This window comes from Comamonas sp. HJ-2 (assembly GCF_053615495.1).
The window spans coordinates 232,267-250,523 of record NZ_JBSIFD010000004.1; the positions used below are offsets into that span (position 1 = coordinate 232,267).

Sequence of the window (18,257 nt, forward strand, 5' to 3'; positions counted from 1 at the left end):
GGGCCGTGACCGACGCATCTGCATTGCACAGATGTTGCCTGACACAGTATGTAAAAAGGCACTTTGCCCCCCTTGGAAACAAAGTGCCCGACCAAGCTTTACCGCTCAAGAAGCCAGTTTCAACCAGATCACGCAGCGCTCGGCATCCAGGCCGGGAACCTGTAATGGTTCCACGTGAAACACCTTCACATCGGCAGGCAGCGCAGCAATTTCCTCATCAGGGTGCTTGCCCTTCATGGCAAACCAGATGCCGTCCTCGGCCAGAGCCTTGCGCGACCAGGTGGTGAAGTCCACCAAGGACGCAAAGGCGCGGCAGCTGATGACCGGATACCGGGTCTTGAGGTTTTCCACCCGGTCATGAATGCCGCGCAGATTGGGCAAGCGCAAGGCTGCAGCCACCTGCTGGATGAAAGCGGCCTTCTTGCCCACGGTATCCACGCAGTTCACATCGATCTGCGGGCAGCAGATGGCAAACACCACACCGGGCAGACCACCGCCGGAGCCCACGTCCAGCAGCGGCAGACGCTTGCCTTCTTCCAGCGGCAGGCGGTTCACATGCCGCAGCAAGGCGGGCACGGCGGCCAGGCTGTCGAGCAGGTGATGCGTCAGCATCTCCTGGGGATCACGCACCGACGTCAGGTTGTAGACCTTGTTCCATTTCTGCAGCAGATCCATGAAGGACATCAGCAGATCGATCTGCGCCGGAGCCAGCTCCAGCTTCAGTGCCCGAACGCCCTGCTCCAGTTGGGTACGCAAAACCTGGCTCATGCGGAAGCCTCTTCGTTCTGATTGGCAAAGCCCTTGAAGCCGCCTTTTTTCAGATGCACCATGAGCAGCGAGATGGCGGCAGGCGTCACTCCCGAAATACGCGAGGCCTGACCCAGGGTTTCGGGCCTGTGCTTTTGCAGCTTCTGGCGCACCTCGAAGGAAAGTGCCGCCACCTGCATGTAGTCGAAGTCCAGCGGCAGACGCAGGCGCTCGAAATGTGCAGCACGTTCGACTTCATCCTTCTGGCGGTCGATATAACCAGAGTACTTGGCGGCAATCTCCACCTGCTCGATCACTGGAGCGCTGAGCTCGCCCAGAGCCTCGGGCTGCACATCGGCACTGGCGTACTTGCCCTGGTTCATGCCCATGAGCTTGTCGTAATCGACTCCGGGGCGACGCAGCAGGTCGAACAGGTTGTATTCGCGCTCCATGGCCTTGCCCAGCACGCGCTCGGACTCTTCCGCAGCCACAACGCGCGGGTTCACCCAGGTGGACTTGAGGCGCTCTGTTTCACGTGAAACAGCATCACGCTTGCGGCTGAAGGAATCCCAGCGCGCATCGTCGACCAGTCCCATCTGGCGGCCCGCTTCGGTCAGGCGCATATCGGCATTGTCTTCACGCAACTGCAGGCGGAACTCGGCGCGGCTGGTGAACATGCGATAGGGCTCGGTCACGCCCTTGGTGATCAGATCGTCGACCAGCACGCCCAGATAGGCTTCGTCACGACGCGGCATCCAGGGGCCTTCGCCACGGCACTGCAGCGCTGCGTTCAAGCCGGCGAACAGGCCCTGGGCGGCCGCCTCTTCATAGCCGGTCGTGCCATTGATCTGACCCGCAAAGAACAGACCTTGAATTTGCTTGGTCTCGAAACTGCTCTTGAGCGAGCGGGGATCGAAATAGTCGTACTCGATGGCATAGCCGGGACGCAGGATATGCGCGTTCTCCAGACCCTTCATGCTTCGCACCAGTTCGTACTGGATGTCGAACGGCAAGCTGGTGGAGATCCCGTTGGGGTAGAACTCGTGCGTGGTCAGGCCTTCGGGTTCCAGAAAGATCTGATGGCTTTCCTTGTCCGCAAAACGGTTGATCTTGTCTTCCACGCTGGGGCAGTAACGCGGACCTACACCCTCGATCTTGCCGGTGAACATGGGACTGCGGTCAAAGCCGCTGCGGATGATCTCGTGCGTGCGCGCATTGGTGTGCGTGATCCAGCAAGGCATCTGCCGGGGATGCATGGCACGGTTGCCCATGAAGCTGAATACAGGCACTTCACCCTCGTTCACGCCGCCAGGCATGCCGTCGCCGGGTTGTTCCTCGCACTGGCTGAAATCGATGCTGCGGCCGTCGATGCGGGGGGGCGTGCCGGTCTTCAGGCGCCCCTGTGGCAGCTTGAGTTCCTTCAGGCGTGCCGACAGGCTCACGGCCGGAGGATCTCCGGCACGGCCTGCGGCATAGTTATTCAAGCCCACGTGAATCTTGCCATCGAGGAAGGTGCCCGCCGTCAGCACCACGGTGCGGCTGCGGAACTTGAGACCCACCTGGGTGACGGCACCGACCACGCGGTCGCCCTCCACCATCAGATCATCCACGGCCTGCTGGAAGAGCCAGAGATTGGGCTGGTTTTCCAGCATCTCGCGAATCGCGGCCTTGTACAGAATGCGGTCGGCCTGGGCGCGCGTGGCGCGTACGGCCGGGCCCTTGGAGCTGTTCAGGATGCGGAACTGGATGCCGCCCTTGTCTGTCGCCAGGGCCATGGCGCCGCCCAGGGCATCGACCTCCTTGACCAGATGGCCCTTGCCGATACCGCCGATGCTGGGGTTGCAGCTCATCTGCCCCAGGGTTTCGATATTGTGGGTCAGCAGCAATGTCTTGCTGCCCATGCGCGCAGCGGCCAACGCAGCCTCGGTGCCGGCGTGGCCGCCACCGACCACGATCACATCAAATTCCTGTGGGTACAACATATTCCTGCTCCGGGCCAAGCCCGGCCCTTGCCCCTGCACGAAGCAACCATGCCTCGGCTCTCACGGCAGGCGGACATGTTCTCGCGCCATGTCCAGCCCTGCTGGGGAACCTGCAATTTTCCCACCATTGGCGCAACAATGCCTTGCCAGGGGGGTTTCACGTGAAACATGGCGGCCTGAAGCCCAGCCTAGATGTTTGCCCTGATAGCCCCGTCTATGCATGAAAAATGCAATCGCTCTGTGCTGCAATCACTGCATGCAAATTCTCATTTTTGCGGGCAGCACCCGCCAGGACTCGTACAACCGCAAGCTGGCCAAGGTGGCCGCCTCCATCGCGGAACAACAAGGCGCACAACCCAGCCTGCTGGAATTGTCGGACTACGACATTCCGCTCTACAACGCCGACCTCGAAGCGCAAGGCACTCCAGCCGATGTCATTCGCCTCAAGCAGGCCATGCATAGCCATGCGGCCTGGATTGTCTGCAGTCCCGAGTACAACGGCAGCTACCCTGCCCTGCTCAAGAACGCGATTGACTGGGCTTCCAGCCCGGTCAAGGGCGATGCACAGTGGTCTGATGGCGTCCTGCCCTTTCGCAACAAGGTCGTCGGCATGGCCAGTGCCTCGCCTGGAGGTCTAGGCGGCCTGAGAGCCCAGTCTCACCTCGCAGCGCTGCTATTGAATCTGGAATGCTGGGTAGCACCGCGCAGCCATGCAGTGAGCCATGCGGCAGAGGCTTTCGATGCCCAGGGTCATCTGCTGCGTACACAGAACCAGCAAGGCATGGAGGCTCTTGTGCAGCAGGTGCTGTGGGCTGCAGGGCGCCTGGGCTGAGCAATCTCCTCTCCGATCCGGACTTCTGCCGGCTGCGCATGCATATGAAGTGCAACCGGTTTAGCATGGGCGCTTGTCTTTTCATTGCATAGAGAGCCACTCACCATGAAGCTTTACTACAGCCCCGGCGCTTGCTCCATGTCTCCGCACATCGTGCTGCATGAAGCAGGCCTGCCGCATGAAACCGTGATGGTCAGCACCAAGAGCCACAAGCTCCAGGACGGAACGGATTACTACGGCATCAATCCGCTGGGTTATGTGCCCTTTCTGGTGCTGGACAACGGCGACACCTTGCACGAAGGTCCGGCCATTGTTCAGTACCTCGCCGACCTGGCCCCCGAAAAGAACCTGGCGCCGGCCAACGGCACCGTGGCACGCTACCACCTTCAGGAATGGCTGAATTTCATCAGCACCGAGGTGCACAAGGGCTTCAGCCCCTTGTTCAGCCCCGCAACGCCCGAAGACTTCAAGCCTGTGCTGCTCGGCAATCTGTTCAAGCGCCTGAGCTGGGTCAACGAGCAGCTCGCCAACAAGTCCTATCTGATGGGCGATCAGTTCACCGTGGCCGATGCCTACTTTTTCACGGTCACAGGCTGGGCCCAATTTGTGGGCCTGGACATCTCTGAACTCCAGCACCTTCAGGCTTATCGCGAGCGCATTCTGGCGCGCCCCGCAGTGCAGGCAGCCATGAAGGCAGAGGGCTTGCTCAAGTAAGTTTTTCGACATCCATGCAAACTCAAAAGCTCGGTACCCACCGAGCTTTTTTCATCTGGAGTTCTGCATGACCTCATTGTTCGAACCGATTGAAGCAGGCAGCCTGCGTCTGCCCAACCGCATTGCCATGGCACCGCTGACGCGCAACCGCGCCCCCGACGCGATACCCACGCCGCTGATGCAAACCTACTACGTCCAGCGCGCCTCTGCCGGCCTGCTGATCAGCGAAGGCACGGCCATCAGCCACCAGGGACAAGGCTATGCCGATGTGCCCGGTCTTTATGACGAAGAGCAACTGCGGGCCTGGAAAAAAGTCACCGATGCCGTGCATGCCAAGGGTGGCCGCATCGTCACCCAGCTCTGGCATGTGGGTCGCATCTCCCACAACGTGCTGCAGCCAGACAGCCAGTCCCCGGTCGCGCCCTCCGCGCTGACGGCCCGCTCCAAGACCTATGTGATCGACAAGCAGACGGGGCAAGGCCAGTTTGTCGCCACCTCGGCACCGCGCGCACTCAGGCAGCAGGAGCTGCCGGGCATTGTTCACAGTTTCGCCACCGCCGCGCGCGAAGCCGTACAGTCGGCGGGCTTCGATGGCGTGGAACTGCATGCAGCCAACGGCTATCTGCTCGACCAGTTCCTCAAAACCGGCACCAACCAGCGCAGTGACGACTACGGCGGCAGCATCGAAAACCGCGCCCGTCTGGTGCTGGAATGCGTGCGCGCTGTGGCCGATGCCATTGGTGCCGGAAAGGTCGGCATTCGCATCTCTCCGGTCACGCCAGCCAATGACATCGTGGACGAAAACCCGCAGGCACTGTTTGAATATCTGGTGCGCCAGCTCGCCCCGCTGGGCCTGTCCTATATCCATGTGATCGAAGGCGCAACAGGCGGTCCGCGCGAGCTGGCTGATCGTCCCTTCGACTACCAGGCACTCAAACAGGCCTATCGCTCTGCAGGCGGCAAGGGAGCCTGGATGGTCAACAACGGCTATGACCGCCAGTTGGCCACGCGCGCTGTGGAAAGCGGCTATGCCGATGTCGTGGCCTTCGGCAAGGCCTATATCTCCAACCCCGATCTGGTGCACCGTCTGCGCGACGACCTGCCGCTCAATGCCTGGAACAGCGAACGTTTCTACGGGGGCGGTGCCGATGGTTATACCGACTACCCCTCGGTTGCCAGCCAGTAACTTCAATCCATCAAGCCTCCAGCCCTTTCTCTGATTTGGCTGGAGCCTGTCGAATAAAAAGCGAAAGCCCGGTGCATCACTGCAACCGGGCTTTTTTCATGGAACGAGCCGCTCAGGAATGAGCCGCTCGGGGCTCAGGCATGTTCCAGCAATTGCGCCTTCTGACCAGGCAAAGCAGTCTGAGCGGATGCAGGCACCGCCGGTGCCATGCCGGGATGGGCTGCGCCTCTGGGGCTGCGCATGACTGCATGCAGCGCGCCGCCGGCCAGCTTGAACTGGCTGACCAGTTGTGCCAGTCGCGCCGCCTGCTCGCGCAGCGATTCTGCGGCGGCGGCAGACTCTTCCACCAGGGCCGCATTCTGCTGGGTCATGCGGTCGATATCGCCCACGGCCTGGTTGACCTGGCTGATGCCCAGCGACTGTTCGCTGGACGCCGCCGTAATCTCGCCGATGATGTCGCCCACACGCTGTGCGCTGTCCACGGTCTCCTGCATGGCCTTGCCTGCGCTCTCCACCTGGCGCGCGCCCACGTCCACGGTCTGCACGCTGGTGTTGATCAACGATTTGATCTCGTTGGCGGCCTGGGCCGAACGCTGGGCAAGGCTGCGTACCTCGGCCGCCACCACGGCAAAACCACGGCCCTGCTCGCCGGCACGGGCCGCTTCCACAGCGGCATTCAGCGCCAGGATATTGGTCTGGAAAGCAATGGAATCAATCAGGCCGATGATGTCGCCGATCTTGCGGCTGGAGGCCGAAATCTCCTGCATGCTGTTGACGGCCTGGCCGACAATCTCTCCGCCCTGCACGGCCGTCGAAGAGGCCGAGGCAGCCAGTTGGTTGGCCAGCTGCGAAGACGATGCGGTCTGCTGCACCGTGGCCGTCAGCTGAGCCAGCGACGCGACGGTTTCCTGCAGATTGCTGGCAGTCTGTTCGGTGCGGGCCGACAGATCCTGATTGCCCGTGGCAATTTCCTGGCTGGCCGTGGCGATATTGCCGCTGGCATCGCGCACCTGGGCCACCGTGGTGCTCAGCGATTGCTGCATCTGGTCCAGCGCACGCTGCAGATCCGTCAGCTCATCCTTGCCGCTGACCTCGGCCCTGTGCGACAGATCGCCGCCGGCAATCGTCAGTGCCATCTGGCGGGCCACTTCAAGCGGACGGCAGATGGACAGCATGTTCAGCAAAGTCAGCGGAATCACCACCACCAGCGCCAGGATCACGGCCGCCACAAACATCCAGCGTGTCTGGTCGGCCACGTCGCGCTCGGCTGCGGCCAGTGCATTGGCCTGCTCACGCAGCAAGTTGTCCAGCTGCGCCAGCAGCTTGTCGGCCTCCATGACTTCGGCCAGAGCCTTGCCGCTCATGCGGTTGGCCGTGGTGGCCGAGTCATAGCCACCGGCTTCAAGCTGGCGCGCAACAGGTTCGAAGAGCTTTCGATAAGCGTCGATGTGCCCAATGATGCTCTTGGTCAGCTGTGCGTCCTGCGCGTTCTGGTCGGTCACAAACTTGCCCAATGTCACCTTGGATTTGTCGATGAACATGACCCATTGCTGATAGGCCTTGCGCACCTCTTCGGGCTTTTCGTACTGGATGACCATGTCCTTCTCGCTGGAACGGATGCCACCCAGCTCGGTGCGCAACTGCGCCATATGGCCCGATTTGACAAAGGCGTTGCTCAGAAACTCCTGACTCATGTCCTGGATGCGGAACATGCCCAACATCCCGGCGCCCCCCAGCAGACTCAGCAACACCATCACCACACCAATGGCGCCCAGCATGCGCGTGCGGATGGTGAAGCCCCGCATCATTTCCAACAGACTCATGAATCCCTCTCCACTTTGAACGACTGGCATTGTCGGGCCAGAACTTGCAAATTGTTTCAGATTGTCACCGACACCAAGAAAAACCCGTGACTGCGATGCCCAAGCCATGGCGATCAGCAATATGACAAGTTCTTATCGGCAGTCTTTGCGGCTTATCAACCCTGCCGGCTTCATGTCTTGTCAAAGGCTTGACCTTGCCATGATGTTAGGGTTAACCATTCAAGACATGGAGTCCGCCAGTCCGGTCGACTCACTTTCTGAAGGAGCCATCCATGCAACAAGTTTTTGAAGTTCAAGGCATGACCTGCGGCCACTGCGAACGCGCCGTCACCAATGCCATCCAGGGCGTCGATGCCCAGGCGCAGATCAGGATCGACCGCGCCGCCAACCGAGTGGAAGTCGAAACCGGCGCCAGCCGCGAGGCCGTGGCAGCCGCCATTGCCGAAGAGGGCTACAAGGTAGCCTGAGCGCAGCCTCCCCTACCGCGCCAGCACCTCACGCGAGCCATCAGAAGGCCGCTGGCGCGTTTTTTCAGGATCGTCCATGCCCAACCACCCATCGACACAAAAAATCGCTCAGAACTGGCCTGTCGTCATCGGCGAGGCCGCGCGCCGCGCCGGGGTTTCTGCGCGCATGGTGCGTCACTACGAGTCGCTGGGCCTGCTGCCACCCGTGCACCGTACCGACAGCGGCTATCGCCAGTACACCGAAGCCGATGTGCATGCGCTGCGCTTCATCCGCCGCGGGCGCGATCTGGGCTTTTCCATGGACGAGATCGCCACCCTGCTCGGCCTGTGGCAGGACCAGGGCCGCGCCAGCAGCCAGGTCAAGGCCATCGCGCAAAAGCACATCGCCACGCTGACCGAGCGCATCGCCGCCATGCAGTCCATGCAGCGCACGCTGCAGACTCTGGTGCATTGCTGCCATGGTGATGACAGGCCGGACTGTCCCATCCTCGACGACCTGGCCAGCGCGGACACCGACCTGACGCCGGCCCATCACGAACCCATGGCTCCCACTCCGAGAAGCCGGCGCAGGACTGCGGCCTGAGGCTGCTCATGGGTTTCACGTGAAACCATCGCCGCCCACGCAGGGCCGCGTCAACAATGAGACATGTTGCACTGCAGCAAATACTGCAGAATAGAATACTCTGTGCGATGAATGCGGTTGCTCTCATTCATCTTTTCAAATCACTCAAGCACAAGCATTGCCGACGCGATGCAGGAGACAAACCATGAGCACCAGAGACATCTTCGTTGTCAGCGCCGCGCGCACGGCCATCGGCACTTTTGGCGGCAGCCTCAAGGACGTTCCCAACGCCCAGCTGGCCACCACCGTGGTCAAGGCCGCCATTGCGCGTGCCGGCATCGCTGCCGACACCGTGGGCCATGTGGTGATGGGCAACGTCATCCCCACCGACACGCGCGACGCCTACCTGTCCCGCGTGGCGGCGGTGGACGCCGGCTGCCCCATCGAAACCCCTGCCTTCAACGTCAACCGCCTGTGCGGCTCTGGCCTGCAGGCCATCGTCTCGGCAGCTCAATCGATTGCGTTGGGCGACTGCGAAGTGGCCATTGGCGCCGGCTCCGAATCCATGAGCCGCGGCCCCTACTTCGACATGTCTGCGCGCTGGGGCGCACGCATGGGCGATGCCAAGAGCATCGACTACATGCTGGGCATCCTGCACGACCCCTGGCAAAAAATGCATATGGGCATCACTGCTGAAAACGTGGCCGAGCGCTACAAGATCAGCCGCGTGATGCAGGACGAGCTGGCCGTCATCAGCCAGCAGCGCGCCGCTGCCGCCATCGAGGCCGGCCGCTTCAAGGAGCAGATCGTTCCCGTGGAAATTGCCAGCCGCAAGGGCGTGGTGCTGTTCGACACCGACGAACATGTGCGCGCAGCCACCACACTGGACACCCTGGCCGGCATGAAGCCCGCGTTCAAGAAGGAAGGCGGCACGGTCACCGCCGGCAACGCCTCCGGCATCAACGATGGCGCGGCTGCCGTGCTGATGATGAGCGAGCAGGCGCTGAAGTCTTCCGGCGCCAAGCCCATTGCCCGCCTGGTCGGCTACGCCCACGCAGGCGTCGAGCCCGCATACATGGGCATCGGCCCGGTCCCTGCCACGCAGAAGGTGCTGGCACGCACCGGTCTGAAGATCGAACAGATGGACGTGATCGAAGCCAACGAAGCCTTCGCCGCCCAGGCCTGCGCCGTGATTCAGGAGCTCGCTCTGGACCCTGCCAAGGTCAACCCCAACGGCTCCGGCATCTCCCTGGGCCACCCCGTGGGTGCCACCGGCGCCATCATCACCACCAAGGCTCTCTACGAGCTGCAGCGCACTGGCGGCCGCTATGCGCTGGTGACCATGTGCATCGGTGGCGGCCAGGGTATTGCCGCGATTTTCGAACGCGTCTGAAGCACATATTCCAGGCGTCTGATACGCCCATGAAAAAGGCCTGCCGGAGTGATCTGGCAGGCCTTTTTTGATAGCTTCTTGCGCTTGCTAGTGCTTGATTTCAGCATTAATAAATACTGAATTCATTGCCTGGAAAGCGCAGACAGCTACATCATCCATAGCGTCAAAACGGTGCCTCTTCCGGGGCCGTATCGGCGGGCGCCGTGGCCGGCCCGGTGACCGTCCCCTGACCGCGTCCCTGTGCCAGACGCACGGGCAGGGTTTCTGCGGCAGGAGTCGACGACAGCGATGCAGGCAGGCCGTCGCCCAGACCCGTACGCCCTTCCCCGCCCAGCGCTTCGATCAGATCGGGAATCAGACGCGAGAGCTCGCCCGTGGCAATCGCCACATCGGTATCGAAACCGCCATCGTCCTGGCTGTTGCCGTCCATCACTGCGTCAAGCAACGCGATCTTCTTGATCTGCAGACCTTCGCTGAGCACAAAGCTCACGCGGTCATCCCAGGTCATGGCCAGCTTGGTCGGCAACTTGCCATGCTCGATATGCTGGCGCACCTCGTCGATATCGAGCGGGTGGCGCGCATAACGCACCACGGCCTTGGACTCATCGGCGGCCTTGAGCTCGCACTCGCGGTCTATGGAAAAACCTGCGGGCGGCTCCTGCGTCATCAGCCAGTGCGCCATGGCGGCCTGCGGACTGGTCTGCGTATCCAGCAGCGCCACCGCAAAACCCGGCAGGCCTTCGACCAGCAGCGTCATGATCTCGTCGGCACGGCCTTGTGCACTGGTATCGAGCACCAGCGTACGCGCCTGCGCATCGATCCAGACCCACATGGCTCCCTGCTTGGTGAAGGCCATGGGCAGCAGGTCCAGCTTGGCCTCGTCCTTGAGCTCTTTCTTCTCCTTCTTGCCGGGCTTGCGGCCCTCGGTCTTTTCGATGTGCTCGGCCTTCTCGTTGACCTTGCGGTTGAGCACGCTGGCCGGCAGCATCTTGGACTCGCTCATGAAGCGCATCACCCACTGGCCGGCCACGCTTTCCGCCAGCGGGCCATGCGGCTCGCCGCGCGGCGGCACCCAGCCCACGGAACGCTCCTGGGTCGCGCCGCACTCCTCAAACACCGTCTTTTGCAGCGCATCTTCGAGCTGCTGCAGATCGCCCTGCCAGCTCTCGGCAATGCGATAAACAATCATGTTCTTGAACATCAAAAACCTTTGCTAAACCTTCAATCGTCGCCAGCTCCTGCAGCTGGATCTCGCGGAAAAAAATCGGCTGCCAATGCAGCCCATGCATGCATTGTTGCGCAGTCGGAGCCACTCAAACTTATCAAATCTTTACAGAGCGGCTGCAAAACCTCACGTCTCAGAAACATGGGGGGTCCACACTTCAGTCATCCGCTACCGAATGCCCATTCAGGAGCAAGACCAGGCGGCCACTTCTTCCACTTCAACCGAAAAGGAAACAGACATGACCCGCTTTCGCCAGACATTGACCAGCGCCGCTGTGGCAACCGCCCTGCTCGCCTCGCTGAGCCTGCCCAGCTTTGCCCAGACCACCGCTGCCGCCGAGCAGCCTGCCGCAGCCCAGAAAGCGCCAGAGCCGCACAAGCACCAGCGTGGTGACAAGCGCGGCGACCGCATGGAGCATATGAAGCAGCGCATGGAAAAACTCAAGGCCGATCTGAAGCTGACGCCTGCGCAGCAAACTGCCTGGACCACCTACACCCAGGCCATGAAGCCCGGTGAACGCCCTGCCCCCGGCGACCGCGAAGCCTTTGCCAAGCTGACCACGCCCGAGCGCATCGACAAGATGCGTGAAATGCGCGGCAAGCGCATGGCGGAAATGGACCGCCGTGCCGAAGCCACCAAGGCCTTCTACGCCCAGCTCAATGCCGAGCAGAAAAAGACCTTCGATGCGGCCACCCTGCACATGCATCACCAGCGCGGTGAGCACCATCACGGCCATCATGGCGGCAAACCCGGCCAGGAACGTCCCGCAGCTCCTGCCCCTGCGGCAAAGTAAGCCGAGTTCAATCGCCTTCTCCATAAAAGCCCCCGGTCGTCATGACCGGGGGCTTTTTTCATTTCGATATCAATTGGCTGACTACCAACGCAAGCGCTTGCCGACAGAACATTTATTCACAAGCTTCTAAATTCATATCCACAGAGGGAGCGAAATCAAGGCATTGTCGTAGCATCGATATCGCGACCAGATTCCAAGCATTTAGATGGCAATTGACATGAAAAAACTGCAATTAGCAACAAATCTTGTAGTCCCCATGCTGATCGGCCTGACAAGCCCCATGCTTCATGCACAGCCTGTTCAAGCATCGACGACCGGCCTCTATCTGCAATACGGCTCGGCGGAGCACAGCACCGACAGCTGGACAGGCGGCGTCATCCTCCCCTGGAACTGGAGCTACGCCCTTGGCTCGGGTCGGATGACGGGTTACTGGGATCTCTCTGTCAGCCGCTGGTCGGCCGACTATCAGGGCGGCAATCGTTCAACCTGGGTTCTGGGTGCACAACCCACATTGCGCTGGCGCCCCTCTCAAGGCCAGTCTCCCTGGTTCCTGCAAGCCGGCCTGGGCGTGAGCTATGCCATCAACCACCGCTTCATCACCGATCACAAGGAATTTTCGACCCGCTACAACTTTGCCAGCCATATAGGCATCGGCTACCTGTTTGGCGAGCAACTGAAAAACGAGATCAGCCTGCGCTTCGAGCACCAGTCCAATGCAGGCATCAAGCGCCCCAATCCGGGAGAGAACTTTCTTCAGCTGCGATACGCACGCCACTTCTGAATTCCCGGGGCAGCGCTATCCGGGTCGACCTGGCCGCCCAACGGGCGGCTTTTTTCATGCTTTGCAGCGGTTGCACGGCCTGTGAATAAACATGGTGATAAAAGTCATGGAAATTTTCTGTTTTCCACAGACAGGCTGGCTTCTGGAAAGTTGTTCCCAAATCAATGACATCGGCAGCCCATGCAAGGGCACAGACTTTGGAAAATTATAAGTTATTGATTTTAAATGAACTTAATTACTTATCAACAATTAAGTGGACTGCTTACTATTACTACTAAGTAAAAAGATAAGACTAGAAATAACAACTTTGGCCGAAGTGTACACAGCAATCGGAGATGGTCTGAATAAAAAAAGAGGCTGATCAGATCCGCTTCAAGAAGTTCTTGCTACATCACACCCTTGACATCCGATGTGCTCAAGCATGTCTTCATCAGTTGTTCACTATAAAAATAATAGCTAATAACGTATATATATCAACGGATAAATAGCATTTACTTCCAACCAACAGAAAAATGGATTTCTGTGGATAAGCGGATATCAACTTTCATGTTTTCCACAAAAATATGGAAGAAGGCCAAGTTGTTCATGGATCGAGGACAGCAGCAACCGTCATTTGTCTCCATGTTTGTCATTACGCAAGATGCTTGATTTGCCTCGAGTTTTTAAAGTTATCAACAGCAGATGCCAAGTCTTACTACTACGACTATATTTTTATAAAACTTCTAAACAACAACTGAAGGCAAAGTCGCAGGCAAGAGCCGGGACCATGCAAAATTGCAGCTGATCAGGCGCTCCAATCCCTTTGATTCAGAGGGAAGTCCAGAAAAAAAGGGCTTTGGGAAAATTGACGCGCCAGATCTCGAAAAATTGGCGTAAGATGCGCCTCCTCAATGACATGAGGTGGGGATAAATTCCCATTGGAGAGTCTTTGAAGCGACTGTTATCCACAGAATGTTATGAACAGCTGGGGGAAACTGGCCAAACGTGCGTGCAATCGATATCAGCCATGATTGCGCCCTGCTCGTTCAAAAAAATTCAACGATCTATAGATCATTGTTTTTAAAGAACTTTTCGCTTGTCGGTGAAGCAAGACCCGGCCCAGATGTGGCAAGCGCTGGGAAAGTGCGGCACCCGCCAACACCGACAGGTCTGAAATCCGGAGTTGCTCAACAACCATGGGGTCTGCAGCGCACCTGCCCGGCTGCGCCGCTTCGGGCAAGACCTTGCGGGTTGCCAGTCCTGCAAGACTGGATGCCGTCTCGCATTGCCCGGCAACTGTTAGAAAAATTACAACTGCGCGGAGTGCACCGGGCCTGAGTGAACGTGCGCAGGAATGGCGCAAAAGAGCAGCGAAACGGCCTTGGATCAGCAGTGTGAAAGGCGCGCTTCGCTCAGGACGTCAAGGCATTGAAACAGGGCGCCGTTGCAGCGTGAAGGGCGGCAGGCCCTTGATGAGCAATTGGCCGTAGCTGGTGCCCGTCAGGCGGCGGTCATAGCAGTACACATGGGCCTGGTCTTCCTCGGTCCGGATGGCACGGCCTACCCACTGGGCCAGGCGAATGGCCGTGGCCGGCACCACCAGCTCGTTGAAGGGGTTGCGGCCGCTGCTGCGCAGCCATTCGGCTCTTGCCTCGCCAACAGGGTCATCGGGCGGAGCAAAGGGCAGCTTGGTGATGAACAGGGACTCGCAGAGCGCTCCGGGCAGGTCCAGTCCTTCGCCAAAGGACTGCATGCCGAAGATGATGGAGGGCTCGCCCATCGCCACGGCCTCACGATGGCGTGCCAGCAGAGTCTGGCGGGGCAGGGCGGTCTGCACCAGCACCTGGTTGCGCATGCTGGTGGAAAGCGCATCTACGGCCTGGCGCATCTGCTCGCGAGATGTGAACAGGACCAGTGCGCCAGCCTCTATGCGGCTCAGATCGTTCAGCAGGGCCTCGACCATCTCCTCGGTAAAGCGGGCGGCTTCGCGCGGGTCTGAGGCCGTTTCACGGGCCACCAGCGTGCCCTGGCGCGCATAGTCGAATGGGCTGGGCACTTCCAGCGTGGTGACGGAATCGTCATTGGCCAGCCCCGCTTCGCGCAGAAAGAAGTCGAAGTGGCCGCAGCTGGTCAGCGTGGCGGATGTCAGCACCGCACCGCGTACCTGCGACCACAGGTGCTGGCGCAGGGTGGAGCCGGGCTGTATGGGGCTGGCATGGGCCTTGACCACGATGAACTCGCCGTCCATCTCCAGCGTGAACCACTTGGCATGGGGCACCATCTTGCCGTCGCCATCGCTCTCGTTGTTCTGCAGCAGCAATTGCGTGGTGTTGAAGATGGCTTCCAGCCTGGGCGCCAGGGCGCCTACCTGCGCATAGACGGTGGACAGGCGTTGTGCTTCCTCAGGTTGTTCCTTGATTTCGGCACGCAGAGCTTTGGAGACGGCACGCAGCGCATCCAGAAAGCCGTCGGCATGGTGCGCAATCTGTCCCAGAGGCTCCAGAAGGGCCTCTGGCAGCATTCCGCGGGGTGCCCGTACCCTGGCTGGCCCATAGCTGTCTTTCTGCGATTTGAGAGTCTCTCCGTAGTGCTCCATGACCAGCCGCGCCAGCTCCTGCATCTGCTGGCGCAGCTGACCCGCATGCTTGGGCACGTCGGCCAGTTCCTCGACTTCGGCGACCTGGTTCACGCGCAGCGTACGGCTGGCCAGCTTGTCGATCCAGCCCAGGCGGCTCAGATCCATCTCGCCGGCAAACTGGTCCAGAGCCGTAGAGGGCAGGTGGTGGGCCTCATCGAGCACGAGCAGGCAATTGTCCAGCTCGGGCAGCAGCTTGGAGCCCAGCGAGGAAAGCAGCAAATCATGATTGGCGACAATGACTTGCGCCGCCACCAGGTCTTTGCGGCGTTCGTAATAGACGCAGTTGCCGAAGGCCGGGCAGTGCTTTCCGGTGCATGAAGAGGACTCGGCTGCCACGGGGCTCCAGGCCTCGGCCTCAGGCGGGGTCTCCAGCGAATCTCGGTCGCCGTTCCAGGCCTCCGTGGCCAGCGCATCGGCCATGGATTTGTAGAACTGCATGCGGGCCTGCAGCTCATGCTGAGGACGGCTGAACTTGGTCTGGCCCTGCTCATCGCCAAACAGATCGTCCATCTCGTCCTGTGCTTCCCCCGTGCTCGCCAGACGTTCCAGCTTGAGTTTGCAGACAAAGCGGCCACGCCCCTTGGCCAGTGCGAATTTGAATGGCTGGTCCAGCTTTTGCGCCAGAGCCGGCAAATCCTTGTTCACCAGCTGTTCCTGCAGCGCCACCGTGGCTGTGGAGATCAGCACGCGCGTGCCGCGCGACAGCGCCATGCGAATGGCCGGAATGCTGTAGGCCAGCGATTTTCCGACCCCGGTTCCGGCTTGCACGACAGCGATGGCACGACGCGGTTCCGGTTCGCCTTCATCGACTTTTCCGAGCTGGGCCTGGCTCAGCGTTTGCGCGATCTGGGCCGCCATTTTTCGCTGTCCATCACGACTGCGAAACCCCGGCATGGCCCCGACCACGGCATCAAAGGAATTCAGGGCCTCTTCAGCCCACTTTTTTTCATGCATTTCAGCGTTTTTTGAGACGCAAAGACGCTGTGCTTTGGCGTTTTATAAGTATTCGTACAGAGATATGTATCAAATAAGATTGAATTTCTTATGTGATACGGCATACAAAACAGGGGAGTTTGTATGTTCTGCGCTTGTATCCAGTGGGCGGTTTCAATGAAACTTTTCCACCACTTGTATGTGACTTGTTCATTGTAGTTGTGGATTCCGTCCATGGTAGTTACCAAGAAACTTATCCACAGGGAGATCAGAGAATTGGCCTGTACATATCCTGGAGACAACCATGTATTCATGTCTGTGGATATGGTTGTTAAATTTTTATGAATAAAAAACTTTTTCTAGATTTCGATACTGCTGAGGTTTTTCGGGATCTGCATAGTTTTCAAGCGCTGTGAGTAAGTTTATCCATGGCTTGCATCGCTCTTGCAGGGTATGGAGTTCTCGGTTTATCCACAGGTTAGACGGATCTGCTCCTGAAGGCATTCAGGCTCTGAATTTTCCACTGATGATGGTCATGCCGCTGGTTTGTATGCCAGAGCGGTCATTTCTGTTGAAATCCGGGATGCGGAGGAGGGAGGGGCACAATCTATCCACTGCGTGGATAACTTCAAAGCTCTACTTTTGATAGTAGATATCCATTGCTTATCAATGTATTGATCGTGTTTTCTGAGGAATTCAGAGATCAAGCGTGGCCTTGGCTTTGGTCACGATTTTTGGCTACTTTTAATACTCATGTATGAAAAAATACATGAAAAATGCCTGTTTTTTGAGCAATTGACAGATGCTGTCAATGAATTGCCTGGAAAACGGGCAATTCATCGAGTCTGCAGGCTGATTTCCCTGGCCCGGCTGTTTTCTGGTCGTGCTTGTGCCCGTGTCCGGTCTTACCAAACCGTAATGCGTGTGTCATCCACGCAGTTGGGGGCTGTTCCTAGCATGGTGGCATCACTGCAAGTGAAGCCGCGGACCAGCTCGTCACTTGTCAGTCATGGAAAAGGGTGAACGATGAACAAAAGCCTTGTGGGACTGCCGGGAGCGGCACATTTACCAAACTGGACATGGGCAAGACTGCCGGTGGTGGCTGCGGCCATTGCCGTGGCGGGTCTGTTGGGTGGCTGTGATGCCTCCAAGGCCACCGAGGAAGCCAAGAAACCGGTTGCGCAGCTGCCCAAAGGCTTTATTCAGGTCAAGCCGGAATCCGTGAAGATGCTGGAGATCGCGCCCGTGGCCGATCCGCAAGGGGTGCAGATGGCCTGGGCTCCTGCGCACGTGGCGTTTGTCGAGGATCGTGTGGCTTCGGTTGCTGTGCCGTTATCGGCGCGTGTCGTGGCTGTCAATGCGCATGTGGGCGATATGGTCAAGGCCGGCGATTTGCTGGCGACGCTGGTCAGCCCCGATGCACTGCGCACGCGCTATGACGTGGCTGCGGCCAAGACCGCACACGACGTGGCTGTGGTGGAAGCCCAGCGCCAGCAGACCATGGTGGACAAGGGCGTGGGCGTGGAGGTCGATCTGCGTGCCGCGCAGGCCAAGCTGCGTGAAACCTCGCAGGAGCTTGGTCGTGCACAGGGCACGGCAGCGCTGCTGGGCTCCGGTGGCGGCGATCGGATCGAGCTGCGTGCACCGCGTGCCGGCATCGTGGCCGAGCGCAAGGCCGTGGTGGGTACTGCTGCCGAGCCGGGAGCGGCGCTGTTCATGATTGGCGATCCCCAAGCCATGAATGTGGTCGCTGAGGTGTTCGAGTCCGATCTGCCAGGCATTCGTCTGGGCAGTTCCGTGCAGGTCGAGGTACCGCAGCTGCCCAAGCCGATCAAGGGCACGGTCCGTCATCTGGGGGCTACGCTGGACAAGGAATCGCGCCGCGCTGCCGTGGTGGTGGAGCTGAGCGAACAGAACCCGGTGCTGCGTCCCGGCATGCAGGCCAAGGTGGGCGTGCAGTTGTCGAATCTGCAGGAGATGCTGATTCCCGTCACTGCCGTGCTCATCAAGGATGAGAGCCGCAGCGTGGTCTATGTGCAGCATGAGAACAACCAGTTCGAGGCACGCGTGGTGACGCTGGGGCGTCCATCGCGCGGCATGGTGCCGGTGATCAGCGGCCTCAAGGTCGGTGAGAAGATCGTGGTGCGTGGTGGCCTGCTGCTCGACGGCGCGGCCAGTCAGCTGCTGTAGTCCCGGCAGGAG

General features: G+C 59.7%; 15 protein-coding genes. 9 read left to right on the forward strand and 6 right to left on the reverse strand.

What is annotated here, in order from left to right; all coding sequences use genetic code 11:
- Positions 1–105: 105 nt before the first annotated feature.
- Positions 106–768, reverse strand: a complete 663-nt coding sequence (gene rsmG / locus ACWGXF_RS05735; protein ID WP_452101753.1) for a 16S rRNA (guanine(527)-N(7))-methyltransferase RsmG — start codon at positions 766–768, stop codon at positions 106–108.
- The gene (gene mnmG / locus ACWGXF_RS05740; protein ID WP_034382646.1) at positions 765–2,729 is read right to left on the reverse strand and encodes a tRNA uridine-5-carboxymethylaminomethyl(34) synthesis enzyme MnmG; all 1,965 of its coding nucleotides are present in this window, start codon (positions 2,727–2,729) and stop codon (positions 765–767) included. The genes rsmG and mnmG overlap by 4 nt, the downstream gene beginning before the upstream one ends.
- 256 nt (positions 2,730–2,985) lie before the next feature.
- On the opposite strand from mnmG, the gene ACWGXF_RS05745 reads away from it, so the two are divergent.
- The 3 genes from ACWGXF_RS05745 to ACWGXF_RS05755 all read left to right on the forward strand — a co-directional run bounded on the left by ACWGXF_RS05745 (position 2,986) and on the right by ACWGXF_RS05755 (position 5,461).
- Positions 2,986–3,561 (forward strand): NADPH-dependent FMN reductase, encoded by a 576-nt coding sequence (locus ACWGXF_RS05745; protein WP_034351157.1) that lies wholly within the window; start codon positions 2,986–2,988, stop codon positions 3,559–3,561.
- 105 nt (positions 3,562–3,666) lie between these two features.
- Positions 3,667–4,275, forward strand: coding sequence for a glutathione transferase GstA (gstA, locus tag ACWGXF_RS05750; RefSeq protein ID WP_003065291.1), 609 nt, complete (start codon positions 3,667–3,669; stop codon positions 4,273–4,275).
- A gap of 67 nt (positions 4,276–4,342) precedes the next feature.
- Entirely contained in the window at positions 4,343–5,461 is a 1,119-nt protein-coding gene (locus ACWGXF_RS05755; protein ID WP_039049322.1) for an alkene reductase, read from the forward strand.
- Positions 5,462–5,595: 134 nt separating this feature from the next.
- On the opposite strand, the gene ACWGXF_RS05760 is transcribed toward ACWGXF_RS05755, so the two are convergent.
- Entirely contained in the window at positions 5,596–7,284 is a 1,689-nt protein-coding gene (locus tag ACWGXF_RS05760; protein WP_256629363.1) for a methyl-accepting chemotaxis protein, read from the reverse strand.
- Positions 7,285–7,556: 272 nt separating this feature from the next.
- Here ACWGXF_RS05760 and ACWGXF_RS05765 point away from each other — a divergent pair, with 272 nt between their 5' ends.
- The 3 genes from ACWGXF_RS05765 to ACWGXF_RS05775 all read left to right on the forward strand — a co-directional run bounded on the left by ACWGXF_RS05765 (position 7,557) and on the right by ACWGXF_RS05775 (position 9,706).
- Positions 7,557–7,751 carry a heavy-metal-associated domain-containing protein gene (locus tag ACWGXF_RS05765; protein WP_003065297.1) on the forward strand — a complete coding sequence of 65 codons (195 nt, stop codon included), beginning with the start codon at positions 7,557–7,559 and terminating at the stop codon, positions 7,749–7,751.
- A 76-nt stretch (positions 7,752–7,827) separates the two neighbouring features.
- The gene (gene cueR / locus ACWGXF_RS05770; protein WP_012836552.1) at positions 7,828–8,334 is read left to right on the forward strand and encodes a Cu(I)-responsive transcriptional regulator; all 507 of its coding nucleotides are present in this window, start codon (positions 7,828–7,830) and stop codon (positions 8,332–8,334) included.
- A 184-nt stretch (positions 8,335–8,518) separates the two neighbouring features.
- Positions 8,519–9,706, forward strand: coding sequence for an acetyl-CoA C-acyltransferase family protein (locus ACWGXF_RS05775; protein WP_003072098.1), 1,188 nt, complete (start codon positions 8,519–8,521; stop codon positions 9,704–9,706).
- Positions 9,707–9,869: 163 nt separating this feature from the next.
- Here the strand turns inward: ACWGXF_RS05775 and ACWGXF_RS05780 are convergent, their stop codons facing one another.
- A complete protein-coding gene (locus tag ACWGXF_RS05780) occupies positions 9,870–10,907 on the reverse strand; it encodes a recombination-associated protein RdgC (RefSeq protein WP_452101754.1) in 1,038 nt (345 codons plus the stop codon).
- A gap of 262 nt (positions 10,908–11,169) precedes the next feature.
- Between ACWGXF_RS05780 and ACWGXF_RS05785 the strand changes: the two genes are divergently transcribed.
- Complete coding sequence (locus tag ACWGXF_RS05785; RefSeq protein ID WP_034351558.1) at positions 11,170–11,724, forward strand: Spy/CpxP family protein refolding chaperone; 555 nt, start codon at positions 11,170–11,172, stop codon at positions 11,722–11,724.
- Between the two features lie 217 nt (positions 11,725–11,941).
- A complete protein-coding gene (locus tag ACWGXF_RS05790) occupies positions 11,942–12,505 on the forward strand; it encodes an acyloxyacyl hydrolase (protein ID WP_039049437.1) in 564 nt (187 codons plus the stop codon).
- 1,000 nt (positions 12,506–13,505) lie between these two features.
- Here ACWGXF_RS05790 and ACWGXF_RS05795 read toward each other — a convergent pair.
- Together ACWGXF_RS05795 and dinG are read right to left on the reverse strand one after the other, a co-directional pair.
- Entirely contained in the window at positions 13,506–13,682 is a 177-nt protein-coding gene (locus tag ACWGXF_RS05795; RefSeq protein WP_224649382.1) for a hypothetical protein, read from the reverse strand.
- Between the two features lie 222 nt (positions 13,683–13,904).
- Positions 13,905–16,076 carry an ATP-dependent DNA helicase DinG gene (gene dinG / locus ACWGXF_RS05800; RefSeq protein WP_452101755.1) on the reverse strand — a complete coding sequence of 724 codons (2,172 nt, stop codon included), beginning with the start codon at positions 16,074–16,076 and terminating at the stop codon, positions 13,905–13,907.
- A 1,005-nt stretch (positions 16,077–17,081) separates the two neighbouring features.
- Here dinG and ACWGXF_RS05805 point away from each other — a divergent pair.
- On the forward strand, positions 17,082–18,245 hold the full coding sequence (locus ACWGXF_RS05805) for an efflux RND transporter periplasmic adaptor subunit (protein WP_034347924.1): 1,164 nt from the start codon (positions 17,082–17,084) through the stop codon (positions 18,243–18,245).
- Positions 18,246–18,257 lie beyond the last annotated feature (12 nt).